Here is a 24342-nt window from a genome sequence, read left to right on the forward strand (position 1 = left end):
TAGCGTTTCCCGGCGTGAAGGTCGTCGTCGCGCACAACCGGTATCGGGAAGCCGTCCCGTCGGGCGAGAACGTCATCGTGGACACCGAGATCGCCCAGCTCCGGGCGGCCGGGGTCGAGGTGCTGCCGTTCCAGCGCAGCTCCGACTCGATCGGTGACCTGCCGCTGGTCGAGAAGGCGCTGCTGCCGCTCTCCCCGATCTATGGCCGGGCCGCCCAGCGCGACCTGTCCGAGCTGCTGACCGCCGAGCGTCCGGACGTGCTGCACCTGCACAACCCGTACCCGCTGCTCTCGCCCTGGGTCGTGCGGACCGCCCACAAGCACGGGGTGCCGGTGGTGCAGACGGTGCACAACTACCGTCAGGTCTGCTCGTCGGGGCTCTATTTCCGCGACGGGCACAACTGCCAGGACTGCCGGGGCAAGCTGATCGGCTATCCGGCGGTCCAGCACCGCTGCTACCGCGGCTCGGCTGCCCAGAGCGCGCTGATGGCGACCACGCTGGCCGTGCACCGCCCGACCTGGCGTTCGGTCGACCGGTTCATCGCCCTGACCGACCGGATCGCCGCGCACCTGCGTGACTACGGCATCCCGGACGAGCACATCGTGGTCAAGCCGAACGCGATGCCCGATCCTGGCCGGCCCACGCCGTTGGGTGAGGGTTTCCTGTACGGGGCCCGGCTGTCCCCGGAAAAGGGGCTCGGCCTGTTGCTCGACGCCTGGCGGCAGCACCCGGACGGCTCGCTCGGCACCCTGCGGATCGCCGGTGACGGCGAGTTGCGCCCGCTCGCCGAGCAAGCGGCCGCCGACCGTACGGACGTGCAGTATCTCGGCATCCTCGACCGCGACGGGATGCGCCAGGCCCGGGACGCCTCGTCCGTCGTGATCGCCGCGCCGACCTGGAACGACACGCTGCCCACGGTGATCCTCGAGGCGATGGCGGCGGGCCGGCCCGTGCTCGGCACCGAGGTGGGCGGCATCCCCTATCTGGTCGGTGACGACGCCGGCTGGGTCGTGCCGCCCCGAGCCGACGCGCTGGCCGCCGCCCTGCCGGCCGCCCGCGACCGGGCCGCCGCCGTGGCGCCCGCCGCCCGGGCCCGCTACCTGCGCGAATTCCACCCCGATGTGCTGACCGTCCGGTTGATCGACATCTACAACAGCCTCACAGCAAACTCTGATCACTCACATAGGTAGATCTTGCGATAACCCGGGAACGCTTGAAATTGTGAGCATCTCCCGGAGAAATGTCCTTTTTGGCGTGGGCGGTGCCGCGCTGACCGGTATCGCCGGGGGTGGCATCGGCTACGCGCTCGGGCACAACAGCGAACCGGCCGCCGCCCCCGAGGATCCCGCGGCCACCCCCGCCGGCGATCCGAAGTACCGGTCCCGGCCCGACCTGCGCACCCTGCCCGACGTCACGATCACCACGGCGGCCAACGGCACGGTGGCCGGATCCATCTTCCTGACCCCCGCCTCGGGCACCGGTCTGTGGGGCCCGCTGGTCGTGGACGAGAAGGGTTCCCCGGTCTGGTTCAAGAAGGTGCCCGACCCGGCCACCGTCGCGATCGACCTGAAGGCCCAGCAGTACCGGAACAAGCCCGTGCTGACCTGGTGGGAGGGGACCATCGGGGGCACCGGCGGGCAGGGCGTCGGGCAGGGCGAGTTCGTGATCGCCGACCAGCAGTACCGCGAGATCACCCGGGTCCGGGCGGCCGGCACCGAGCAGGCCGACCAGCACGATCTGGTGATCACGCCGCAGAACACCGCGCTCTTCTGGGTCTACGACCCGATTCCGTACGACCTGACGGCGTTCGGCGGCCCGTCCGACGGGGTGCTGCACGAGGGTGTGATCCAGGAGATCGACATCGCGACCGGCCGGAAGGTCTTCGAGTGGCGTTCCAGCGAGCACGTGGGCCTCGACGAGTCGTACGCGCCGCTGCCGCAGGGCGAGTCGGCCCACCTGCCGTACGACTACTTCCACGCGAACTCGGTCGGGCTGTCGGCCGACGGCAACATCATCGCCTCGGCCCGGCACACCTGGTGCGCCTACAAGATCGACCGGAAGAGCGGTGAGATCATCTGGCGGATCGGCGGCAAGAAGTCGGACTTCGAGGTCGACGAGCGGACGAAGTTCTCCTGGCAGCACGACTTCCGGCAGCGGCGCGACGGCTCGTACGGGCTGTTCGACAACGGCGCCGGGGTGACCAAGGAGCGGGAGTACTCGCGCGGGGTGGTGTTCCGAGTGGACGAGGCCACGAAGAAGACCACCTTCGTCGCCGAGTACGTGCACCCCGACCGGCTCTCCGCACCCACACAGGGCAGCTTCCGTGAGCTGGCCGACGGCGGCTCCTTCGTCGGCTGGGGCCAGATGCCGCACTTCACCGAGCACAACGCCGACGGCACCGTACGGCTGGCCGGGCACCTGCCCCTGGACAACCAGTCCTACCGCGCCTACAAGGCCGAATGGACCGGCAGCCCGCCCGACCAGCCCGCTCTGGGCCTGCGGGTCGAGGGCGGCAACGTGATCGTCTCGGCCAGCTGGAACGGCGCCACCCGGGTCGCGCGCTGGCGGGCCCGGTGGGGCACCCAGCCCGGCGCCCTGGCCGGCGGCGAGGTGGACCAGGAGCGCAGCGGCTTCGAGACGACCCTGACCGTGCCCGGCACCCCCGAATACGTGGTGGCCGAGGCGCTGGACGCGAGCGGGAAGGTGCTGGGCACGTCGTCGGCCATCCCCGTGCGGGTCTGACAAGTCACTGTTGACAGGGTTGGCTAACGCCATTAGCTTTTAGCTAACGGAGTTAGCCGAACCTGGAGGTTGTCATGACCGAGTTCCTGAAGATCGAGGGCGGCACCATCGCGTACGAGGTCACCGGCGAGGGCCCGCTGGTCGTGCTGACGCACGGCATGGGCGACAGCCGCGAGTCCTACCGGTTCGTCGTCCCGCAGCTGGTCGCCGCCGGCTACCGCGTCGCCAACGTCGACCTGCGCGGTTGCGGCGAGTCGAGCGCCGTGTGGCCTTCCTACACCCGTACGGACATCGCCGGTGACCTGCTCGCCGTCGTGCGGCACCTCGGCGGCACGGCCGTGCTGGTCGGCCAGTCGATCTCGGGTGGGGCCGCCACCGTTGCCGCCGCCCAGGCGCCCGACCTGATCGAGGGCATCGTCGAGATCGCCCCCTTCACCCGCAAGCAGGCGATCAACCTGGGCGACCTGCGGGTCAAGTCGTACCGCACCGGCATGACGCGGCTGCTGATGATGGCCGTGCTGGGTAGCGTGAAGTGGTGGCACAAATACCTCGACCTGGCCTTCGAGGGCCGCAAGCCGGCCGACTGGTCCACCCAGTTGCAACGCAACGCGGCGATGCTGGCTGAGCCCGGCCGCATGAAGGCGCTGCAGAAGATGGGCCAGACACCGGCCACCGACGCCGGCGAACAGCTGGGCAACGTCCGCTGCCCCGTCCTGATCATCGAAGGCTCGCGCGACCCCGACTGGGCTTCGCCCCGGGCCGAGGGCGAGGCGATCGTGGCCGAGCTCCCGGCCGGGCTGGGCCGGCTCGAGGTCATCGAGGGCGCCGGCCACTACCCCCACACGCAGTACCCCGACGAGACCGTCGCCGCGATGCTGCCGTTCCTCAAGGCGTACGCCCGTGCCTAGGGCCGGACTCGACCCGGCGGCCGTGACACTGGCCGCCGCCGGGCTCGCCGACGAGGTCGGCCTGGCCAACGTGACCATGGGCGCACTGGCCGAACGGCTCGGGGTGCGGGCGCCGTCGCTCTACAAACACATCGACTCGCAGGCCGACCTCAACCGCCGGATCGCGCTGCTGGTCGCCGAGGAACTCGGGGACGCGCTACGCGAGGCCCTGCAGGGCCGGTCCGGCCGCGACGCCTTGGCGGCGGCCGCCCGCACGATGCGCGACTACATCGTGAAGCACCCCGGGCGTTACGCGACAACGATCCGCCTCGGCGTGACCGGCCCGGACGACCCGCTGGCCATCGCGGGCGCGCGGGTGCTGGACTCCCTGGCCGCGGTGCTGATCGCCTACCGGATAGACCCGGCCGACAAGATCCACGCGCTGCGTTTGCTGCGCAGCCTGTTCCACGGTTTCGCAACGATCGAGGCCGCGGGCGGCTTCGAGATGAACACCGAGGTCGACGACAGCTTCGACTGGATCGTCGACTTCGTCGACCGAGGCCTCTCACTCAGGCGGGAGTCATCCGAATAGGGCGCTGTTGGAGCTCGAATGTCCGCTGCGAGGGCCTTTCAACGCCGGCATGGGAAACTGGGTTCGAATCCCACGCCCTCCGCAACCCATTCCGTACGGGGATACCGACGCGCGCTGCCTGCGCGCACACGCAACGTCGCTGGTCACCCCGATCAGGCGGCCGCCGCCCTCGATCCCTTTGGTGACGCCGCGGCCCGCTCCGACGCCGCTAGGTGGGCGGGAGCACGGCAGCCGCGCACCCGGCCGTGGGCAGCAGGCCGGACGTCATCCTCGGACGGGCTTGCCGATCTAGTCGTTCGCGTGCCTCGATGTGCAGCGGCGCAAACGACAGTCCCCAGCGGGTGTAGTCGACGTGCGGCACGGTGATGATTCTGACGCGCTCGATGCGGCGGCCCGCCGCAGTCTCGCCTCCCGGACCAGATCGAGCCACGGCCGGTGCCAGCCGAAGTCATCCGGCTCGCCGGCCAGGAACTTTCTGGAACGGCTCAGACTCGGGCGACGGCTGTCTTCGCGAGTCGTGTGTCAGTGGTGCAGGGCCTCGCGGGCTGAGAACATCACGCTGGCGGCCAGGAAAGCCGCGTTGACCAGGGTGAAGAGGCCAATGAACCAGATCGTCCACTGTGGGGCGACGGTCAGCACCAGGCCGGCCAGCGCGATCACCGCGCCGTAGTCGCGGACCAGCTTGACCAGCCGCACCGGCAACGAACGGCTGGTCACCATGCTGGCGGCCTTGTCGCCGGTCTGCATCACCGATGTCACCAGGTTGACCATCCAGGTTCCGGCGAACGCGGCCAGCAGCCAGGCCGGGGTGTCGGGCACCTGGGCCTCGGCGGTCGCGGCGAGCGCCGCCACCAGCGAGATCTGCACGGCGACGTCGCAGAGCACGTCGAGGCGGGCGCCGGCTGCGCTCGTCTGTCCGGTGACCCGCGCCAGCTGGCCGTCGGCGCAGTCGAACGCGTACGCCACCTGCCAGCCGACCAGCGCGAGCAGGCCGATCGGCCAGGCCCAGATCTGGCCGTCGGCGACGGGGACCGCGGTGGCGATCACGAGGATCGAGACCAGCCCGCCGATGCCCAGGTTGAACACGGTCAGCACGGTCGGCGCCAGCCGGTACTTGTGGGCGTACACGGCGATCTGAGCGCCCAGCCGCTGGCTCAAGGCCTCGCTGAACAGCCCGCCGCCCCGGTTGACGGCGTAATAGTCGGCCGCGGTGGGCGCGTGCTCAGCGGGCGGTGACGGCTGCGACATAGGACGCCAGCTTTCGGCTGATCTCGTCGGGGGTCATGGCGAGGTGCTCCAGGATCGTGTAGCGGTCGGGGCGTGTGCGCGGGGCGAAACTGACCGCCTCGACGAACTCCGCATCACTCAGTCCGACGTCGGACGGTAGCCGGGGGAGCTGGTGCCGGGCCAGGCAGTCGGACATCTGGGCGAAACGACGCTCGTCACCGCGCAGGAACGTGCAGAACAGCGCCCCTAGGCCGGCCAGTTCGCCGTGCGAGGCCGTGCCCGGGTAGAGCGAGTCGACCGCGTGCATGATCTCGTGGCAGCCACCGCTGGCCGGCCGGCTGCTGCCGCACACCGCCATGGCCAGCCCGCTGGAGATCAGCGCCTCGGCCAGGACCGTGACGAACGCGTCGTCCTCGAGGTCGCCCGGCATGGTCAGCACCGCCTCGGCGCCCATCCGGGCGAGCGACGCGGCCAGGCCGTCGACCGGCTCGTTGCGCACCTCGCGGGCCAGTTCCCAGTCGGCCAGCGCGCTGATGTTGCTGATCGCGTCGCCGATGCCGCCCCGGTTGACCCGGTCGGGGCCGGTCTCGACGAAGTCCAGGTCGACGATCACGCCGAACGGGATGTGCACCCCGTACGAACCCTTGACGCCCTCGTTGATCAGGCTGGCCACCGGCGAGGCGATGCCGTCGTTGGCCAGGCTGGTGGCGACCGAGATCATCGGCAGGCCCCAGCGGTTGGCCGCGTATTTCGCCGTGTCGACCGTCGTGCCGCCGCCGATGCCGACCACCGCGTCGTAGGGCCGGGCGCGCAGTTTGTCGGCCAGTTCGAGGGCGGCGTCGAGGGTGCCGCCGGTGGTGGTGAAGACGTCGGCCGACTGCAGCGAGGGCCGGATCAGTTCGGCCACCCGTTCGCCCAGGCCGGGCCCGACGACCACGGCCACGTCGCCGCCGGCCGAGATGCGTCCGTCGGCGAGGAGGCGGCCCAGGTCAGCGACGGCGCCGCGCCGCACGTGGATGTGCAGCGGCGCCTGGACGCTGCGGGCTAGTAGCGGCATGCGATGCCCCGGGCCTTGGCCAGGTCGTCGTGGTTGTCGACCTCGACCCAGTCGACCTCGCCGATGGTCGCGGCGCGAACCTCGCCGCCGCGGTTGGCGAATTCCTGGAAGCCGTCCTCGTAGTAGAGGTTCGGGTCGCGCTCCCAGGTCGCCTTGAGCGAGTCGGCCAGCTCGGCGGCGATCGCACCCTCGATGATGTTGGCGCCGATGTATTCGCCGAACGCGTCCGCCGGGTCCATCAGCTTCGTGATCGAGGTCAGTTGGCCGTCCTCGTTGAAGATCGTCTTCATCTCCTCGTCGGCGAGTTTCTTCACGTTGTCGATGGCGAGCAGAATGCTCGGACCGCGCTGGGCGAGAAGGGTCTCTTCGACGCTGACGGGGTGCACCGTGTCGCCATTGACCATCAACGCTCCCTGGGCGAAGTGGTCACGGGCCAGCCAGAGGGAGTACGCGTTGTTCCACTCCTCGGCCTTGTCGTTGTGCACCAGGGAGATCTTGACGCCGTACTTGCTTTCGAACCCGGCCTGGCGCTCCTCGACGGCGCCGGCGCAGTAGCCCACGACGATCGTCACGTCGGTCAGCCCGGCCGCGGCCAGGTTGCGCAGCGAGATGTCCATGATCGTGGTCTCGCCGTCCACCGGCACGAGGGCCTTGGGCAGGGTGTCCGTGTAAGGACGAAGCCTGCGTCCGGCTCCGGCGGCGAGAATCAGGCCGATCATCGGGTCTCCCTCTAATTGGTGAACTCCAGGAGAATAACGGGTGGTGTCCCACAGCCCGGACGCCCTGAGCCAGACGAAAATCCCGTAGAGGCGGCTCGTAAGCTTGACGCCATGACCGCTGAGCAGCTGATCTCTTTCGCCCGGGGCGCTCCGTCGCTGGACATCATCGACGTCGAGGGCCTCAAGGCCGCCGCCGCGCGCGCCTTCGACGCCGATCCCGCTGGTGTGACCGCTTACGGCACGTCCGTCGGCTACGTCCCGCTGCGAAAGTGGATCGCCGAGAAGCACGGGGTCTCGGCCGATCAGGTCATTGTGACGAACGGCTCGCTGCAGGCCGACGCGTTCCTCTTCAACCACCTCGTGCAGCCGGGTGACGACGTCGTCGTCGAGAAGCCGACCTACGACCGCACGCTGCTCAGCCTGCAGAACCTGGGCGCCAAGGTGCACCAGGTCACCCTGCAGTCCGACGGCATCGACGTCGACGAGCTGCGCACGCTGCTCGAGTCGGGCGTCCGCCCCAAGCTCGCCCACATCATTCCGAACTACCAGAACCCGGCCGGCATCACGCTCTCGGCCGAGAAGCGGCAGGCCCTGCTCGCGCTGGCCGCGCAGTACGAGTTCACGATCTTCGAGGACGACCCGTACGTCGACATCCGGTTCCGCGGCGAGGCCCTGCCCTCGATGCTGTCGCAGGACACCGACAACCTGGTCGTGCACGCGTCCAGCTTCACCAAGACGGTGTGCCCCGGCGTGCGCGTGGGCTACCTGGTCGGCCCGGCCGCGCTGATCGACGCGATCGCCAAGAAGGCCACCAACCTGTACATCTCGCCCGGTATGGTCTCCGAGGCGATCGTGCACCAGTTCTGTGTCTCGGGCGACATCGAGCGCTCGATCGCGAAGGTGAGCGCCGCCCTCGGCGAGCGGGCCCAGGTGCTGGCCGAGTCGCTGCGCAAGCACATCCCGGGCGCCACCTTCACCGAGCCCGACGGCGGCTACTTCCTCTGGGTCGACCTGCCGTCCGACGTCGACGTCGACAAGCTCTTCCCGGCCGCGATGAAGAAGGGCGTGGCGATCGTCAAGGGCAGCGACTTCCTGCTCGAAGGCGGTCGGAGCTCGGTCCGCCTGGCCTACTCGGCCGTCACCGTCGAGCAGATCGACGAGGGCGTACGCCGTCTGGCCGAGGCGATCGAAGAGGTTCGCTCCTGACGCGCCGGCGGTGAACGGACGCCCGGTGGGTAGGTGACAGGCCCGCCGGGCGTAGCCTCGGGCGGTTTGAACGTCGGGTGGGGGAGGTCAGGATGAGCGATCGTTACCGGAACAGGCCTCTGTCACGAGCGTTCGCCGCCCCCGTCCGAGCGATGAACCGCATCCTCGGCACCGCCGACGGCCACGACGACCTCGGTCCGGGCCGGTCGGCCGGCAGCGCGGTCGTCGACTGCGCGGTCTACGTCGGCGGCCGGCGGCTGCCCGGCGATTTCTCCCCCGACGAGGCGCTGCGGGTGGCCTGCGAACGGGACGACGCGTTCGTCTGGCTCGGCCTGCACCAGCCCGGCCAGGAGGAGATGACCGCCATCGCCCACACGTACGGCCTGCACGAGCTGGCCGTCGAGGACGCGGTGAAGGCCGAGCAACGGCCCAAGCTCGAGCAGTTCGGCTCGGTGCACTTCCTGGTCATGCGCACCGCCCGCTACGTGCCGCACGGCGAGATCACCGAGACGTCCCAGGTCGTCGAGACCGGCCAGATGATGGTCTTCGTCGGCGAGCAGTTCGTCATCACGGTCCGCCACGGCGACGCCTCGGAGTTGGGCTCGGTGCGCGCCGACCTGGAGTCCGCGCGGGCCGACCTGATCGAGCAGGGCCCGTGGGCGGTGGCCTACGCGGTGACCGACCGGGTGGTCGACCACTACGTGGCGGTGGCCGACCGGGTCGAGTCCGATCTCGACCTGATCGAAGAGGGCGTGTTCTCCCGCGACCACGCCAGCCCGATCCCGGCGATCTACCAGATGAAGCGGGAGCTGGTGGAGTTCCGGCGCGCGGTGGTGCCGCTGCAACGCCCGCTGGCGATGATCGTGGCGCTTGTTCCGAAGCGGATCGGCAAATACTTCCGCGACGTCCAGGACCACCTCACCCGTACGGTGGAGCAGGTCTCGTCCTTCGACGATCTGCTCAATTCGATCCTGCAGGCACGGCTCGCGCAGGTCACGGTCGACCAGAACAACGACATGCGCAAGATCGCGGCGTGGGCGGCCATCGCCACCGTCTGGACCGCGGGGGCCGGCATCTACGGCATGAACTTCTCGTTCATGCCCGAGCTGAGCTGGCAGTACGGCTATCCGGCGTGGTGGACGATCATCCTGATCGCCTCGGTGCTGCTCTATCGCGTGTTCCGCCGCAGCGGCTGGCTCTGATCTCCGCCGCCGGACGCCACAAAGGGGCGGGCCGCCGGTGAAGGGCAACCCGCCCGTTTGGGCAACACGGGCTCTACCGAGGGGTGTTCGGCGAGGTTCCGTTCTGCGAGCTGAACGCCTCGCGGGTCTCGGGCTCGACAGCGTCGGGCTCGAACGCGGCGTCGTCGGCGCCGCCCTGCGGGTTGGAGCTGATCGGCGCGGCCGGGTCGTACTCGTCCCACTGCGCGGCCTGGCGGCGCTTGGCCGCGTAAGCGGCGGCGACACCGACGGCAGCACCGATCAGCGCGAGGCCGACCAGCTTCTTGCCGCGGCCCTTGGGCTCACGGCCCACGGCCTTGTTGGCCCGCTTCTGCAGCTGCTTGGCCGACTTCTTGTTCTGCTTGGCAGCCTTCTTGGCCTTGCGCTTGCTGACCTCACCGGCCTGCCGCACGTTGTCGCCGGCCGTCCGCATGTTCTCACTCGCCGCCACGACCAGCGGGGTGATGGTCGCCACCGCGCTGTCCCAGCCGCTCGAGGCGACGTCCTTGGCCTTCACGGCGGCCGGCTGCACCCGGTCGACCGCCGCGCTCAGCGTCGGTCCCACGGTCGAGCTGGTCTCCGCAGCCGCGAGCGACGCCGCGCGCTTGAAGTGGTCAACACTCTGCCCGAGTTCGTTCTTCATCCGGCGGCCGCGGCTCTTGCGGCGCATCGTCGTGAACACCAGTGCCCACCTCCTGTGTCTCTGACATGCATGGTGCCCTGTTTCGGTACCCCCTCGCTGCCCGTTCAGACACATGGGGGAGGATCCGAACTGTTAGGAACTGTCCAATCGCCCCGCAGAGGTACGCCACGGGGCGACCGTGACACAGACAGGAGTACCCGTGGCCGAGAAGCTTTACGCCATCCTGCACACGAACCATGGCCCGATCCGGCTCCAGCTCTTCCCGGATCACGCCCCGGCGACGGTGCGCAACTTCGTGGAGCTCGCTGAGGGCACGAAGGAATACACCGACCCCCGTACGGGCCAGAAGGGCTCGGGGCCGTACTACGACGGCACGATCTCGCACCGGGTGATCGCCGGCTTCATGGTCCAGATGGGCGACCCGACGGGCACCGGCCGCGGCGGCCCGGGCTTCCAGTTCGGTGACGAGTTCCACCCCGAGCTGCAGTTCGACCGTCCGTACCTGCTCGCCATGGCGAACGCCGGGCCGGGCACCAACGGCTCGCAGTTCTTCATCACGGTGGGCCCGACCCCGCACCTGAACCGCCGTCACTCGATCTTCGGTCAGGTCGCGGACGAGCAGTCGGCCAAGGTCGTCGACTCGATCGCCAACACCCCGACCGGCCCCGGCGACCGCCCCCGCGAGGACGTCGTCATCGAGCGCGTGGAAATCGAGCGCGTGAACGACTGAATCGTTGAAGTACCTTTGACCCATGAGTGAGGCTCCCTCGACGGCTCCGGTCTGCTACCGCCATCCGTCGCGGGAGACCTACATCCGGTGCACACGGTGTGACCGGCCGATCTGCCCCGACTGCATGAACGAGGCGTCGGTCGGTCACCAGTGCCCCGAGTGCGTCGCCGAGGGCAAGCGCACCCAGCGTCAGGCCCGCACCGCGTTCGGCGGCAGCATCGCCGGCCGGGCCGGTTACGTGACCCGCGGCCTGATCGCGGTCAACGTCCTCGTCATGATCCTCTCGGCGATCGTCGGCGGCTCGCGGGCGATCGCCGGCGCCGGTGGCTGGTTCGGCCTGATGGGTTCCGAGACCGAGGTCACCCGCTGGGCCTCGGTGCTGGGCTACGCGTCCTACGTGACCGGCGGAGAGCCCCACGGCATCGCCGCCGGCGAGTGGTGGCGCCTGTTCACCGCCATGTTCGTGCACTACGGCGCGCTGCATCTGCTGCTCAACATGATGCTTCTCTGGCAGCTGGGCCGCTATCTCGAAGAGAAGCTGGGCCCGCTGCGCTTCGCCGCGCTCTATCTGCTGGCCGGCATCGGCGGCAACGTCGCGGCATACATCTTCAGCGCCCCCAACGCCCCGGCCGCGGGCGCCTCGACCTCGGTCTTCGGTCTGGTGCTGGCGATGATCGTGGTGAACAGACGGCTGCGGCTCGACATCACCCAGCTGATCCCGCTGCTCGTGGTCAACCTGATCTTCACGTTCAGCATCGACAACATCTCGGTCGCCGGGCACCTCGGTGGCCTGGTCATCGGTGGGGTGGTGGCCTGGGTCCTCGCCTATGCCCCCCTCAAGAGACGCACCCAGATCCAGGCCGTCGGCTGCGCGGCGGTGCTGGCCGTCCTGCTGATCGCCACCGTGATGCGAACGGCCGCCCTGCTCGGTTAGGCGATCCGCAGGTCGGACAGCGAGGCGGCGACGTCGTCGGGCAGGGCCCCCAGGTCGTTCGCGCTGAAGATGTAGATCGCGTCGCCCGCGTCCACCTCGAGAAACTCGCTGCGCAGGCCACGGTGGGTGCGGCGATCGACCCGTACGCGCTCGATCTGCCCCCAGGCGAGCCGGCGCCGGCCCAGGAAGCCCGTCACCACGGTCACACCCTCGTCGTCGGCGGCCAGGCGCACCGGCCGCAGCAGGTCGCGCAGCGCCCAGACCAGCAGCGCCACCACCAGGACCGCGGCGAGCGCCCAGCGCACCGGGTCGATGCCGGCGAAGGCGAAGGCGAGCACCACGACGGCGACCGCGCCGATCAGTTTGCTGACCGGCAGGACAGGCTTGATCCGCCACTGCATGTCACCACTATGGCAGTTCGGGCTACCGTCGACCCATGCGTGATGCGGTGATCGTAGGAGCGGTCCGGACCCCGGTCGGCCGGCGCAACGGTGGCCTGGCCGGTGTGCACCCGGTCGACCTGTCGGCCCATGTGCTGCGGGCCCTGGCCGAGCGCACCGGGTTCGACCCGGCCGACGTCGACGACGTGATGTGGGGCTGCGTCTCCCAGGTGGCCGAGCAGTCGTGGAACATCGGGCGCAACGCCGTGCTCGGGGCCGGCTGGCCCGATTCGGTGCCGGGCACGACCATCGACCGGCAGTGCGGTTCCAGCCAGCAGGCGCTGCACTTCGCCGCGGCGACGGTGATCTCGGGTCAGGCCGACCTGGTCGTGGCGGGCGGGGTCGAGTCGATGACCCGGGTGCCGATGGGATCGAGCGGGGAAGGCGCCGACCCGTACGGAGAAACCGTGCGGACCCGCTTCGGTGTCGACTCCTTCAACCAGGGCGTCGGCGCCGAGATGGTGGCCGCGCGCTGGGGCCTGTCGCGCACCCAGCTCGACGAATACGCGCTGTCCAGCCACGCCGCGGCCGCCCGCGCGCAGGACGCGGGCGAGTTCGACGCCGAGATCGAGCCGCTGGCCGGTGTGAAGCAGGACGAGGGCATCCGCCGCGACTCCACGCTCGAGAAGCTGGCCGGGCTCAAGACCCCGTTCCAGGCCGACGGCGTGGTCACCGCCGGGTCGGCCTCCCAGATCTCCGACGGCGCCGCGGCCCTGGCCGTCACCACCTCGGAGTGGGCCGCCGCGCGCGGTCTGCGCCCGCTGGCCCGCGTGCACGCCGCTGTGATCGCCGCCGCCGACCCGGTGATCGTGCTGACCGCCCCGATCCCGGCCACGGCCAAGGTGCTGGCCAAGGCCGGCCTGGCGATCGGCGACATCGGGGTCTACGAGGTGAACGAGGCGTTCGCGCCGGTGCCGCTGGCCTGGCTGGCCGAGACCGGCGCCGACCGCGCCCGGATGAATCCGCGCGGCGGGGCGATCGCCCTCGGTCACCCGCTCGGGGCATCCGGCGCGCGCATCATGACGACGATGCTGCACCACATGCGACAGTCCGGCGTGCGGTTCGGCCTGCAAACCATGTGTGAGGGCGCCGGAATGGCCAACGCAACGATTGTCGAGGCTTTGTAATTCGACATTCATCGGCCGGTGGCAGCGACTTCCCCGGGAGGTCACCGTTAAACGCCACATGGACGTGTTTTCCCGTACGTTCCTCCCCGCTGCCGCCGAAGCCGGTGTCGCCATCCCGGCCGTCAGCCGCCACATGCCCATCTTCCGCCGCTGCGTCGAGCCGGACGAGACAACCGTGCTGGTCGGCCGGTGTCTGCGCCCCGACGCTCCGCTCTCCGGCGAGTTCATGCTGGTGCTGACGCACCGGCGGCTCGTGGTGACGCAGGAGACCAAGGTGCTGCACCGCCTCAAGCTGCACCTCAACGCCAACCTGCGGCACCTGAGCAACGTCTCGTGGAGCCCGGCGGCGTCGCGCTCGGCGATCGACATCGCCGCGACCGCGGTCGACGGGGTGCGCGAGCGGTTCCGCGTCCGGGTCGCCGGCCCGGACGCGGTGTGGAGCATGGACGGGCGCCTGCGTCAGGTCTTCCACGCCAAGCACGCGCTGGCCGCCTGAGCTTGCCCCCGGGTTTTCAACCCAGGAAGTCCACTATCGACGCCCGCAGGCCCGGGGCGTCGAGGCCATGGGCTCGCGCGTGGTCACGCCAGCTGCCGTAACGCCGGACCTCGGTGCGTCCGACCCCCAGGTGCATCGCCCGGTGCGGCAGGCCCTCCAGTGCGCTGCTGACCGCGGCCGCGGACGTGCCGGCCAGGTAGGGCTCGACCATCACGACCTCGCTTTCGGTCAGGACCCGCAGCCCCTCGGCGTCGAGCGGGCGCGGCGTGTTCGTGTACGCCACCGTGACGTCCAGACCCGTGGTGGCCTCGAGCACGGGGTCGAGCATCGGACCGACCGCCACGACCAGCGGACTGCCCCGGCGCAGCACGCGCAACCGGCCGCCGTCGGCGTACGCACGGTCGTTCTCCTGGGCAGCCAGACGCACGTACACCCGGTCGTCGTGCCGGGCCGCCGTCCGCAGCATCGCCGGCACCTCGTCGTGGTGGCCAGGCACGTGCACGGTCCAGCCCTCGAGCGTGTCGAGCAGGGCGACGTCGCCGGGCGACTGGTGCGTGTAGCCCTCGGCCGACGCGTCGTACGAGCCGCCGATGCTGACAACGACCGCGCCCACGTCCTGATGACCGAGATCGAGCTTCAATTGCTCGTACGCCCGGTCGACCGCGAACGGGGCGTACGAGTGGAGGAAGGGCCGCATCCCGGTCAGCGCCAGCCCACCCGCGACGCCGACCATGAGCTGCTCACGGATGCCCACGTTGAGCACCCGGTCGGGATGTCGGTCGCGGGCCGGTGCGAACGATTCGGCCGAGATGTCGGCCAGCACCAGCGCGGTGCGCGGATCGTCGTCCAGCAGTCCCGTTGTCGCCGTGATGAACGTGTCACGCATCATTTCGGTTCCACCTCCGCTACCACGAGATTCGGACGGTCGTGCCTCGGTTCGAGGGCTCGTTCCAGACGGTCCCGGTCGTGTCCGTCCACAACGGAGACGTCCCAGCCCGGGAACCGCGCGGCGATCCCGCCCGGCCAGCCGTGGGTCGAGGAACGGTTGTCGACCACGATCGCCGTGATCGGCAGGCGCGTGGCCGCGGCGTACGCGATCGCCTCGTGGTTCGACCCCTCGTCGAGCTCGGCGTCACCCAGCAGCACGAAGGTCCGCGTACGGGAAAAGCCCTGGGCCCGAAGCCCGAGCGCGACACCGACGCCGAGCCCGAGGCCGTGCCCGAGCGAGCCGGTGCCGATCTCGACCCCCGGGATGCGGACGCGGTCGGGGTGGTGGCCGAGCGGGCTGTCCCACCCCCCGAGGCCGTCGAGCCACTGTTCGGGGAAGAAGCCCTTCGCGGCCAGGACGGCGTAGTAGGCGGCCGGCCCGTGCCCCTTGGAGAGCAGGAACCGGTCGCGGTCGGGCGCGTCGACGGTGGCCGGGGTGATCCGCAGCACACGGTCGTAGAGCACCCAGAGCACGTCCAACGTCGAATGCGCACTCGGCGCGTGTTTCTGGTCCCCCGTGATGCGGCTCAGCAGGGGGCCGAGCTGGTCGGGTTGCACTGCTGTCGCTGTCATAGGGATAGGGTGCAAGTTGAAGTTCACTTCAACTCAAGGGACGCGATGGAGACGCTCACGATAGGCGACTTCGCCGCCCGCTCCGGGGTGGCGCCTTCGGCGTTGCGCTACTACGAGCGCGAGGGCCTGATCCGCTCCACCCGCACGGCCGGCAACCAGCGCCGCTACGAGCGGGCCGAGCTGCGGCGGGTCGCCTTCATCCGGATCGCCCAGCAGGTCGGCGTCTCCCTCGACGAGATCCGGGCGGCCCTGGCCGACCTGCCCGAGAACCGAACCCCGACCCGCGCCGACTGGGCCCACTTGTCCGACCGGTGGCGGCACCGCCTCGAGGAGAAGATCGCCTTGATGCAACGCCTGCGCGACGACTTGTCGGGCTGCATCGGCTGCGGTTGCCTCTCCCTGCACCGTTGCAAGCTCATCAACCCGGACGACCGCCTGGCCGAGGAGGGCCCGGGCCCCCGAATCCTGCTGAATCCAGCCGACTGACCGCGCCGCGCGGGCGAAAGACTTCATCCTCCGAGGGCAGCCGCGGCGTTACCAGCGGGATCGAGGGCGGCGGCCGCCTGATCGGGGTGACCAGCGACGGCGCGTGTGCGCGCCGGCAGCGCGCGTCGGTATCCCCGTACGGAATGGGTTGCGGAGGGCGTGGGATTCGAACCCACGATGAGTTTCCCCATACCGGTTTTCAAGACCGGCGCCATCGGCCACTAGGCGAGCCCTCCCGATGTTGCCGTCCCAGTGTGCCAGATCGGGGCGATCGCCTCGGTAACAGGCGGCCAGGAAACTTGTATCAAGACTCTTAACATGGGTCTGAGCTGCTGGAACACGCTTTCCGGGAATGTTACAGGCAGTTGACACAACATCGATGGACATGTTTACAGTTCTGAGCCTTTACCTATCCCGGCCAAGGCCCCCACCTCAGGCAAGGGAGTCCCCGTCATGTCCGTCCCCAGGAAGATCGGGTGGGTCGCATCCGCGGCCGCGGTCGTCTCGACGACCGTCCTTGTGGCGCCCGCGGCGTTCGCCGCCAACGAGACGGTGAACGTCTACCTCACCACCACCAGCGACAGCGGCGGCCGTACGGTCACCCGCGGTCTCCAGCAGCAGTCGCCGATCGCGTTCGCGAGCAGCAGCGGGTCGGCCAACCAGACCATCACGGTCAACGAGAACACCAGCTACCAGCAGTTCGAGGGCGCCGGCGCGTCGATCACCGACACCGCGGCGTTCAACATCCGGGGCAGCGGCGCGCTCTCGGCCGCCACCCAGAACGACGTGATGACCAAGCTGTTCAGCCCCACCGCCGGCATCGGGGTGAGCGCGATCCGCAACGTCATCGGCTCGTCCGACCTGGCGCAGAACAATTTCTCGTACGACAACACGTGCTGTGACGTGAACGACTTCTCGCTGTCGCGGGACGCCGACGTCATGGCGCTGACCAAGCAGGCGGTCGGTCTCAACCCGGCCGGCTTCGTCATGGCCTCGCCGTGGACCGCGCCGCCGTGGATGAAGGACAACAACGCGTACAGCCAGGGCTATCTGCAGGCGCAGTACTACAAGACGTACGCCCAGTACTTCGTGAAGTACATCCAGGGTTACCAGTCCCAGGGTGTCCCGATCCGGTACGTGACCTCGCAGAACGAGCCGGGCTGCTGCCCGGGCTACCCGTCGATGCAGTGGCCGGTCTCGGGTCTGCAGTCGTTCGCCAAGAACGACCTCATGCCCGCTCTGCAGGCGGCCGGCCTCAACACCAAGCTCCTCATCGGAGACTGGAACTTCGACACGTACGACCAGTGGGTGGCCCCGCTCGTGGCCGATACCGCGATCCGCAACCACCCGAACTTCGGTGGCATCGCCTGGCACGACTACGGCGGCAGCCCGTCGACCGCCAGCACCGTGCGTAACCAGTACCCGAACGTCAACATGTACATGACCGAGCACTCCGGCGGCACCTGGGTGAGCAACCAGCACGCCGAGGACATGGGCGACCTCATCGAGTACTTCCGCAACTGGGGTCGTGCGTGGACGAAGTGGTCGCTCGCCGTCGACCAGAACATGGGCCCGCACAACGGGGGCTGCGGCACCTGCACCGGCCTGATCACCGTGCAGCGCGGCGGCAGCCGTAACGGCCAGGTCGACTACACCATCGAGTACTACACGATGGGTCACCTGACCAAGTTCGTGAAGCCGGGCGCCGTACGGATCGACTCCAGCGCGAACAGCACGGTGTCGAACGTCGCGTTCCGCAACACCGACGGCTCGAAGGCCTTGATCGCCTACAACACCACCACCGGCAACCAGTCGGTCAAGGTGAACTGGGGCGGGCAGTCGTTCGTCTACAACCTGCCGGGTCGCACCTCCGCGACCTTTACGTGGGGTGGAACCCAAAGCGGGGGATCCAGCCGCACCGGCACGATCACCGGGCTCGGCGGCAAGTGCCTCGACGTCACCAACGGTTCGACCGCCAACGGCAACCAGCCCCAGCTGTGGGACTGCACCTCGGGCAACACCAACCAGCAGTGGACGGTGGGCACCGACGGCACGATCCGCGGCCTGGGCAAGTGCCTCGACGTGGCGAACAACTCGACGGCCGACGGCGCGGTGGTCCACCAGTGGGACTGCATCGACTCGGTCGCCAGTCAGAAGTGGACGGTCACGGCCGGTCGCGACATCGTCAACAACGCGTCGGGCAAATGCCTCGACGTGAAGGACAACAGCACCGCCAACGGCGCGAAGCTGCAGCTGTGGGCGTGCACCGGAGCCGCGAACCAGAAGTGGACGGCACCGTAAGAGGGCAAGCTAGGGACCATGCACGCGATCGTGATCGAGGACAAGCAGCTGGTCCTGCGTGAGGTCCCGGACCCGGAGGCCGGCGACGGTGAGGTCGTCATCGACGTCACCGCCGCCGGCGTCAACCGCGCCGACGTCTCCCAGCGCCAAGGTTTCTATCCGCCCCCACCCGGCGCCTCGCCCTATCCGGGTCTCGAGTGCGCCGGTGTGATCAGCGCCGTCGGGCCGGGCGTGACCGGCCGTCATGTCGGCGAACGGGTCAGCGCGCTGCTGGCCGGGGGCGGTTACGCCAAGAAGGTCGCCGTGCCGGCCGGGCAGCTGCTGCCGGTGCCGGCCGGTCTCTCGCTCACCGAATCGGCCGCGCTGCCCGAGGTCGCCTGCACGGTCTGGTCGAACGTGGTCGACCGGGACCGCCTGCGCCAGGGCCGGACCCTGCTGGTGCACGGCGGGGGCAGCGGCATCGGCACGTTCGCGATCCAGCTGGGCAAGGCGCTCGGCGCGACGGTGATCGCCACCGCCCGCGCGAACAAGCACGAGGCCCTGCGCGCGCTCGGCGCCGATCTGCTGATCGACTACACCACCGACGACTTCGTGACCGCCACGCGTGAGTTGAACGGCCGCGGCGCCGACGTGATCCTCGACATCGTGGGCGCGAAGTATCTGAGCCGCAACATCGAGGCGCTCGCCCCCAACGGCCGCATCTCGGTGATCGGCATGCAGGGCGGACGCAAGGCCGAACTCGACCTGGGCCAGCTGATGGCCAAGCGCGGCTCGGTGTCGTCGACGTCGCTGCGGGCCCGCCCGGCCGGTGATAAGGCGCGCATCGTGGCCGCGGTCGCCCGGGATGTATGGCCGCTCGTCGAGGCGGGCGCCGTCAAGCCGGTCATCCACACCACGATGCCGCTGGCCGAGGCGGCCCGGGCGCACGAGCTGATGGAGTCGAGCGACCACCTGGGCAAGATCCTGCTAACCGCCTGAAGCGACTTGAAACATACTCTTTCGGGCGATAAGAACGCAGATTTTGTACGGGTTTGTCGGCTTTCTGCGGCGCGGCGACACGCTCCCGGCGGGTGCGCATCTCAGCATGGTGGAACTCGGGCCGAGCGGTCGGCCGGTGATCTACGACACCGGGAGGTCTCGTGACCAATACGCCGTTGCGCCCCGCGCGGTCGGCGCCCGCCGCGCGGGGGCCGGAACCGGCCAAGCGGCGCAGCAAGGCGCCGTGGCTGGTGGGCGGGGCGCTTGTCGTGGTTGTGGCGGGGGCGGGTGCCTATGCGGCAACCCGTCACGAAAAGCCGGTCGCGGCGCCGGTGGCGGAGACCACTACGGCCGCCGCGGCCACGACGCCGCCGGTCGAGCCCGCGTTGACGGTGCTTCCGGTGGGCCGGAAAGCCTCGGAGGGAACGCTCTCGGTCGCGGTGACCAAGACCGAGTGCGGCCTCACCGAGGTCGGCCCGCCGGATCTCCCGCTCGCCGCCGAAGGTGAGTTCTGCCTGGTCAGCGTGGCTGTCCAGAACACCGGCAAGGAACCTCGCCTGCTCGATCCGGGCGCACAGCGCGCCCTCGACCGACAGGGCCGTTCCTATCGGGTGGCCGAACAGGCCGCGGTCTTCGTGAACGATCAGGATCCGTCGCTGCTCGACGAGATTCCGCCCGGCGCGATCCGCCAGGGCGTGGTCCCGTTCGACGTACCGAAGGGGGTCACGCTGACCTCCCTCATGGTGCACAAGTCGCCTTACAGTACGGGCGTACGGGTGCAGTTGTCCTGATCACAGGGATATTTCGGAGATCCACAGTCGCCGATCGAGTGCGTAACTCGCATTCTTTTCTCGATTGAGCGAGGGTGATTGTGCGATTTCAGCCCCGAAACATTCCTGATGTGTGTTGGCATGGTCGACGGAATTAACGAGTAGTCCGGGTTCCCATTGCCTCCCCGTATTGGGGTGGCGCCGGTGCGGCGCACGCTAATGCCACACCGACGGGATTCGCGCGAGTGCCCCGGACCGATGTCGGAGGCAACACTGCACTGTCCGTCCCCGAGCCGGGCACTCACCGCCGGCGCTATCGCGCTGGCCGTCATCTCACCGGCTCTTGACCCGACCGAGCACGCCGCCGAGGCCGTGCCGCCCACCAAACCGGTGGGACCCAAGTCCTCGGAAGACATCCGAATCGAGGAGCGCACCACCATCGCCGAGCGCGCCTCACGCGCCGCCCCCCGGCGTTTCTCACTCTCCCGGGCCGCCGCGGCCCGGGCCCGGACAAACCCGTTCGCCGCTCCCGACGGCGGCCAGGCTCTGCGCGACGCCGTGGAGCTGGCCGTGGCCGACGAGCGTGTCGCCCTGCGGACCGCCGAGACCCAGGCCCTGGTCGACGTGCGGGACGACCTGCGGGGCGGCGAGATCGTGGCCGACGAGCCCGCTCCGGCCTCGGAAGCCCTGCTCAGCCGGGCCGACGCCACGGCCCGGCAGCTGGCCGCCCAGCGTGTCCGGGCCGAGCGCAGCGCCGCCCGGGCGGCGGCTCAGCAGGCCGCCGAGCTCGTGGACGACGTCACCTGGACCCGGCCCGCCCGCAACCGGGTGGCCAGCCGTTACCAGGGGGCGGCCACCCGCTACCAGCGGGCGGTCACGGTCCGCCACGCGGCGGCGGTCCAGCAGGGCGAACGTGTCATGCGGCTGGGCAACGGGATGAACGCGGTGATCGCGTTCGCCCGCTCCCAGGTCGGCAAGCGCTACGTGACCGGCGGGTCGGGCCCGAACGGCTTCGACTGCTCCGGGTTCACCAAACGGGCGTACGCGCTGGCCGGCATCCGGCTGCCGCACTCGTCCGGCGCGCAGGCGGCTCGCTCGCGGGGCGTCTCGCGGTCCCAGGCCCGCCCCGGCGACCTGGTCGTGGGTCCCGGGCACGTGGGCATCTACATGGGCCGCGGGATGATGATCGACGCGGGGAACCACCGCACCGGAGTGGTTTACCGCAAGGTGTACAACGGCCTCCGGGTCGCGCGTATCTCCTGAATCAGACGCCGGAAACGGGTCGCCTCCGGGCGGCCCGTTCCGCGCTGTCCACCCATTGCTCAGCGCGGCAATGTCAGGCGCACGGTCGTGCCGACTCCGGGCTCACTCTCCAAATGCACACTGCCGTGATGCGCATCGACGATCGACTTGACGATCGCCAGACCGAGCCCCGGTCCCTGGGCCGCCATCACCTCGGCCGCCGCGCAGCGATAGAAGCGGTCGAACACGTGCGGGAGCTCGTCGGCGGCGATGCCCACCCCGGTGTCGGTGATGATCAGTTCGGGCTCGCCCTCGGACGTGGAGTCGATCGTGATCTCGCCGTCCGCGTCGGTGAACTTGATCGCGTTGACCAGCAGATGGTTGAGCACCTGGGCGACCCGCTTGGCGTCGGCCCGGGCCGGGACGGGACGTTCCGTACGGTCGCGCAGTTTCACCCCGCGGTGATCGGCCAGGGCCCGGCAGGCCGCGATGGCCTGGTGCGCCAGTTCGGCCAGGTCCACCTCGCCGAGGTCGAGCTGTATCCGGTCCTCGGTCATCTTCGCCACCATGAGCAGCTCGTCGATGAGCCGGAGCAGCCGGTCGGAGTTGCGTGACATCACCGACAGGAACCGGCGGGACGTCTCGGCGTCGAAGTCGTCCTCGAGCAGCATCTCCAGGTAGCCGCGGATGGTGGACAGCGGCGTCCGCAACTCGTGGCTGACCGTGGCCAGGAACGAGTCCTTCATCCGGTCCAGCTGGCGCATCCGGTCGGCGATCTCGCCCGCGTGCCGGGCGTAACGGCGCAGCTCGAGCTGCACCGACGCGTGCCGGGCGAGGCTGCGCAGGGCGCGTCGCTGCGGTGCGGTGAGCGTGCGGGGCACATGGTCGACGACACAGACCGTGCCCACCGCGTACGTCCCGTCGAGCACCACCGGCGCACCGGCGTAGAACCGGATGTTGGCGGCACTCATCGCCTTGTTCTCGGCGAAGCGCGGGTCGGTGGTCGCGTCGGGCACCTCGAGCAGATCGTGCGACGTGATGGTGTGCGCGCAGAAGGACAGGTCGCGCGGCACGCCTTCGAGCTCGGTGCCCACCTTGGCCTTGAACCATTGCCGGTCCCGGTCGACGAGGCTCACCAGGCCCAGTGGCGTCCCGCAGATCTGCGACGCCAGCAGCGCGATGTCGTCGAAGTCCTCTTCCGGCCCGGTGTCCATCACCTGGGCGTCGTGCAGGGCCGCGAGCCGGCCCGGCTCGTCCGGAGGCAGAGGAGCCCTCATCGCTCGATCGTCTCAGTTCAGTCGACTGATTTGGGGCGATTCGTCCGACAACAGCAGTCGGCACCCGCCTCGACCGGCGGGTGCCGACTTGCGTATCGCCACCGGGCGCGGGGATCTCGGCCGCTCGCACCCGGTCGGATGTCAGACAGAAGCATCACCCGGCCCACGGGTTTACGTACGCACCCGCTGTGCGTCCGCCCGATCGGGTGACACAGCGGCACCCAGGGGTACGGACTAGTCTTCTTTCCGGAGAAGGCCAGCACATCGCGGAGGACATCACGATGAGTCTCGAACGTGCCGTAGCCCCGGATCCGTACGATCTTCTGCCCGCGGTCCCGTCCTTCACGGTGACCAGCGCGGACGTGACCGACGGCCGGCCGCTCGACGAACTGTTCGCCCACCCCAGCGTCGGCGGCAAGAACCTCTCACCCCAGCTGTCCTGGTCGGGTTTCCCCGGCGAGACGCGTGGCTTCGTGGTGACCTGTTTCGATCCCGACGCCCCCACCGGCAGCGGGTTCTGGCACTGGGTGCTCGTCAACCTGCCGGTCACCACGACCGAGCTGCCGCGCGGGGTCGACGACCTGCCGGGTGACGCGTTCTGCGTCCGCAACGACTACGGCGAGAGCAACTACGGCGGTTCCGCCCCGCCGCCCGGCGACCGGCCCCACCGCTACGTGTTCGCCGTGCACGCGATCGACGTCGACAAGCTCGAGGTTCCGCCCGAGGCGTCGCCCGCTTATGTCGGGTTCAACCTGGCCTTCCACACGCTGGCCCGGGCCACGATCCGCCCGACGTTCCAGGTGAAGGGCTGACATCAGAAAGGCCGCCGGGTGACCGGCGGCCTTTTCTGGAGCGTCGCTCAGGACGGGACGCGCGCCACGACGAACACCGACTGGCCGAACGGCGGCTTCACGATGCTCTCGGCGGCCTTGGTCACCGGCAGCACGACCGAGTCGTACACCTTGACCATCGGGCCTTCCTTGGGCGCCAGCTTGAAGATGCTGGTCGCGCCGTAGTAGCCGATGAGGCCCAGCGCGTTCGCGTAGTGCATCTTCTCGATCTGCAGGCCGGCGTCTTCCATGGCGGCACGCATCGTCTTCTTCGTGTAGCGCCGGATGTGGCCGGTCGCGATGTCGACGTTGCTCATGGCGAACATGAACGCCGGCACGATGATGATGACCCGGCCGCCGGGGCGCACGAGGTCGGCCATGCTGCGCAGGGCGCCGACGTGGTCCTCGATGTGCTCGAGCACGTTGTAGGAGACCGCGGCGCTGTATTCACCGTTCGCGTCGGCCGACGGCAGCAGCATCTGCCGCACGTCGATGTTCGCGTAGTCGGCCATGCGCTCCTTGAGCAGCACGAGCCGGTCCGGGTCGGCTTCGGTCGCCGTGAACCGCGGGAGGTGCTCCGCCCACTCGATCGCGTAGTCCCCGAGACCGCTGCCGATCTCGATCGGGTTGTCCCCGAGGTACGGAAGAGCGAGCTCGACGAACCACCGGCGGTGGTTCACGGCCGTGGCGAGGCCTTCGAGCACTTCGGACTGGATCCGCTGGTCTCCAGTGATGTCTGCCATATGTAAGGTTCCCTCGTCTTGCCGATCCGAGCTGACAGCGGGACCGGAAGAGTTAACCATCTCCACGCGCGTAACCGAAAGTTGAGCCGGGGACGGGCCCTCATTATTTGCCTGATTGAGACATAGCTCAGCTGG

At 69.4% G+C, this 24342-nt stretch carries 26 protein-coding genes and 1 tRNA gene; 16 read left to right on the top strand and 11 right to left on the bottom strand.

The annotated features are described in order from the left end of the window. Window positions 1–14 precede the first annotated feature (14 nt). From JIG36_RS15630 to JIG36_RS15645, 4 genes are all read left to right on the top strand, one after another. Window positions 15–1190 (top strand): glycosyltransferase family 4 protein, encoded by a 1176-nt coding sequence (locus tag JIG36_RS15630; RefSeq protein WP_203377006.1) that lies wholly within the window; start codon window positions 15–17, stop codon window positions 1188–1190. A gap of 64 nt (window positions 1191–1254) precedes the next feature. Next, entirely contained in the window at window positions 1255–2742 is a 1488-nt protein-coding gene (locus tag JIG36_RS15635; RefSeq protein ID WP_203377007.1) for an arylsulfotransferase family protein, read from the top strand. 74 nt (window positions 2743–2816) lie between these two features. Further along, a complete protein-coding gene (locus tag JIG36_RS15640; RefSeq protein ID WP_203377008.1) occupies window positions 2817–3650 on the top strand; it encodes an alpha/beta fold hydrolase in 834 nt (277 codons plus the stop codon). Then, window positions 3643–4221, top strand: a complete 579-nt coding sequence (locus JIG36_RS15645) for a TetR/AcrR family transcriptional regulator (RefSeq protein ID WP_307872733.1) — start codon at window positions 3643–3645, stop codon at window positions 4219–4221. The genes JIG36_RS15640 and JIG36_RS15645 overlap by 8 nt, the downstream gene beginning before the upstream one ends. 208 nt (window positions 4222–4429) lie before the next feature. On the opposite strand, the gene JIG36_RS54650 is transcribed toward JIG36_RS15645, so the two are convergent. The 4 genes from JIG36_RS54650 to JIG36_RS15660 form a co-directional block, all read right to left on the bottom strand. Further along, window positions 4430–4651: a DUF6879 family protein gene (locus JIG36_RS54650; protein ID WP_369076878.1), complete on the bottom strand. Its 222-nt coding sequence runs from the start codon at window positions 4649–4651 to the stop codon at window positions 4430–4432. A 92-nt stretch (window positions 4652–4743) separates the two neighbouring features. Then, entirely contained in the window at window positions 4744–5469 is a 726-nt protein-coding gene (locus JIG36_RS15650) for a CDP-alcohol phosphatidyltransferase family protein (protein WP_203377009.1), read from the bottom strand. After that, complete coding sequence (locus JIG36_RS15655; protein ID WP_203377010.1) at window positions 5444–6505, bottom strand: iron-containing alcohol dehydrogenase family protein; 1062 nt, start codon at window positions 6503–6505, stop codon at window positions 5444–5446. The genes JIG36_RS15650 and JIG36_RS15655 overlap by 26 nt, the downstream gene beginning before the upstream one ends. Then, on the bottom strand, window positions 6493–7224 hold the full coding sequence (locus JIG36_RS15660) for a phosphocholine cytidylyltransferase family protein (RefSeq protein ID WP_203377011.1): 732 nt from the start codon (window positions 7222–7224) through the stop codon (window positions 6493–6495). Before JIG36_RS15660 ends, JIG36_RS15655 begins: the two co-directional genes overlap by 13 nt. Window positions 7225–7335: 111 nt before the next feature. Here JIG36_RS15660 and JIG36_RS15665 point away from each other — a divergent pair, with 111 nt between their 5' ends. Beyond that, on the top strand, window positions 7336–8430 hold the full coding sequence (locus tag JIG36_RS15665) for an aminotransferase-like domain-containing protein (protein WP_203377012.1): 1095 nt from the start codon (window positions 7336–7338) through the stop codon (window positions 8428–8430). A gap of 92 nt (window positions 8431–8522) precedes the next feature. Then, entirely contained in the window at window positions 8523–9632 is a 1110-nt protein-coding gene (locus JIG36_RS15670) for a magnesium and cobalt transport protein CorA (RefSeq protein ID WP_203377013.1), read from the top strand. A 73-nt stretch (window positions 9633–9705) separates the two neighbouring features. On the opposite strand, the gene JIG36_RS15675 is transcribed toward JIG36_RS15670, so the two are convergent. Beyond that, window positions 9706–10332 (bottom strand): hypothetical protein, encoded by a 627-nt coding sequence (locus JIG36_RS15675; protein WP_307872734.1) that lies wholly within the window; start codon window positions 10330–10332, stop codon window positions 9706–9708. Between the two features lie 160 nt (window positions 10333–10492). Between JIG36_RS15675 and JIG36_RS15680 the strand changes: the two genes are divergently transcribed. Beyond that, window positions 10493–11023, top strand: a complete 531-nt coding sequence (locus tag JIG36_RS15680; RefSeq protein ID WP_203377014.1) for a peptidylprolyl isomerase — start codon at window positions 10493–10495, stop codon at window positions 11021–11023. 22 nt (window positions 11024–11045) lie between these two features. Further along, a complete protein-coding gene (locus JIG36_RS15685) occupies window positions 11046–11957 on the top strand; it encodes a rhomboid family intramembrane serine protease (protein ID WP_203377015.1) in 912 nt (303 codons plus the stop codon). On the opposite strand, the gene JIG36_RS15690 is transcribed toward JIG36_RS15685, so the two are convergent. Further along, a complete protein-coding gene (locus JIG36_RS15690) occupies window positions 11954–12358 on the bottom strand; it encodes a PH domain-containing protein (RefSeq protein WP_203377016.1) in 405 nt (134 codons plus the stop codon). The genes JIG36_RS15685 and JIG36_RS15690 overlap by 4 nt on opposite strands. A 35-nt stretch (window positions 12359–12393) precedes the next feature. Here JIG36_RS15690 and JIG36_RS15695 point away from each other — a divergent pair, with 35 nt between their 5' ends. Further along, a complete protein-coding gene (locus JIG36_RS15695) occupies window positions 12394–13524 on the top strand; it encodes a thiolase family protein (protein WP_203377017.1) in 1131 nt (376 codons plus the stop codon). A 58-nt stretch (window positions 13525–13582) separates the two neighbouring features. Beyond that, window positions 13583–14020: a hypothetical protein gene (locus JIG36_RS15700; protein WP_203377018.1), complete on the top strand. Its 438-nt coding sequence runs from the start codon at window positions 13583–13585 to the stop codon at window positions 14018–14020. Between the two features lie 16 nt (window positions 14021–14036). Here JIG36_RS15700 and JIG36_RS15705 read toward each other — a convergent pair whose 3' ends face one another. Then, entirely contained in the window at window positions 14037–14906 is an 870-nt protein-coding gene (locus JIG36_RS15705; RefSeq protein ID WP_203377425.1) for a transketolase family protein, read from the bottom strand. After that, entirely contained in the window at window positions 14906–15580 is a 675-nt protein-coding gene (locus tag JIG36_RS15710; RefSeq protein ID WP_203377019.1) for a thiamine pyrophosphate-binding protein, read from the bottom strand. The genes JIG36_RS15705 and JIG36_RS15710 overlap by 1 nt, the downstream gene beginning before the upstream one ends. A gap of 45 nt (window positions 15581–15625) precedes the next feature. Here JIG36_RS15710 and soxR point away from each other — a divergent pair, with 45 nt between their 5' ends. Next, window positions 15626–16066 (top strand): redox-sensitive transcriptional activator SoxR, encoded by a 441-nt coding sequence (soxR, locus tag JIG36_RS15715; RefSeq protein ID WP_203377020.1) that lies wholly within the window; start codon window positions 15626–15628, stop codon window positions 16064–16066. Between the two features lie 151 nt (window positions 16067–16217). Here soxR and JIG36_RS15720 read toward each other — a convergent pair. Then, window positions 16218–16302 (bottom strand) — tRNA-Ser (locus JIG36_RS15720). Window positions 16303–16519: 217 nt separating this feature from the next. On the opposite strand from JIG36_RS15720, the gene JIG36_RS15725 reads away from it, so the two are divergent. The 4 genes from JIG36_RS15725 (at window position 16520) to JIG36_RS51905 (ending at window position 21378) form a co-directional block, all read left to right on the top strand. After that, window positions 16520–18367: an RICIN domain-containing protein gene (locus tag JIG36_RS15725; RefSeq protein WP_203377021.1), complete on the top strand. Its 1848-nt coding sequence runs from the start codon at window positions 16520–16522 to the stop codon at window positions 18365–18367. 18 nt (window positions 18368–18385) lie between these two features. After that, the gene (locus JIG36_RS15730) at window positions 18386–19345 is read left to right on the top strand and encodes an NAD(P)H-quinone oxidoreductase (RefSeq protein ID WP_203377022.1); all 960 of its coding nucleotides are present in this window, start codon (window positions 18386–18388) and stop codon (window positions 19343–19345) included. Between the two features lie 161 nt (window positions 19346–19506). Beyond that, window positions 19507–20136 carry a DUF4352 domain-containing protein gene (locus JIG36_RS54035; RefSeq protein ID WP_203377023.1) on the top strand — a complete coding sequence of 210 codons (630 nt, stop codon included), beginning with the start codon at window positions 19507–19509 and terminating at the stop codon, window positions 20134–20136. A 237-nt stretch (window positions 20137–20373) separates the two neighbouring features. Then, window positions 20374–21378, top strand: coding sequence for a C40 family peptidase (locus tag JIG36_RS51905; protein ID WP_236047091.1), 1005 nt, complete (start codon window positions 20374–20376; stop codon window positions 21376–21378). A 59-nt stretch (window positions 21379–21437) separates the two neighbouring features. Here JIG36_RS51905 and JIG36_RS15745 read toward each other — a convergent pair whose 3' ends face one another. Beyond that, window positions 21438–22634 carry a GAF domain-containing sensor histidine kinase gene (locus tag JIG36_RS15745; RefSeq protein WP_203377024.1) on the bottom strand — a complete coding sequence of 399 codons (1197 nt, stop codon included), beginning with the start codon at window positions 22632–22634 and terminating at the stop codon, window positions 21438–21440. Window positions 22635–22915: 281 nt separating this feature from the next. On the opposite strand from JIG36_RS15745, the gene JIG36_RS15750 reads away from it, so the two are divergent. Continuing rightward, window positions 22916–23446 carry a YbhB/YbcL family Raf kinase inhibitor-like protein gene (locus tag JIG36_RS15750; protein ID WP_203377025.1) on the top strand — a complete coding sequence of 177 codons (531 nt, stop codon included), beginning with the start codon at window positions 22916–22918 and terminating at the stop codon, window positions 23444–23446. A gap of 47 nt (window positions 23447–23493) precedes the next feature. Here the strand turns inward: JIG36_RS15750 and JIG36_RS15755 are convergent, their stop codons facing one another. Beyond that, entirely contained in the window at window positions 23494–24207 is a 714-nt protein-coding gene (locus tag JIG36_RS15755; RefSeq protein WP_203377026.1) for a class I SAM-dependent methyltransferase, read from the bottom strand. Window positions 24208–24342: the final 135 nt, after the last annotated feature.

Source organism: Paractinoplanes ovalisporus, from assembly GCF_016834655.1.
Taxonomy (GTDB): domain Bacteria; phylum Actinomycetota; class Actinomycetes; order Mycobacteriales; family Micromonosporaceae; genus Actinoplanes; species Actinoplanes ovalisporus.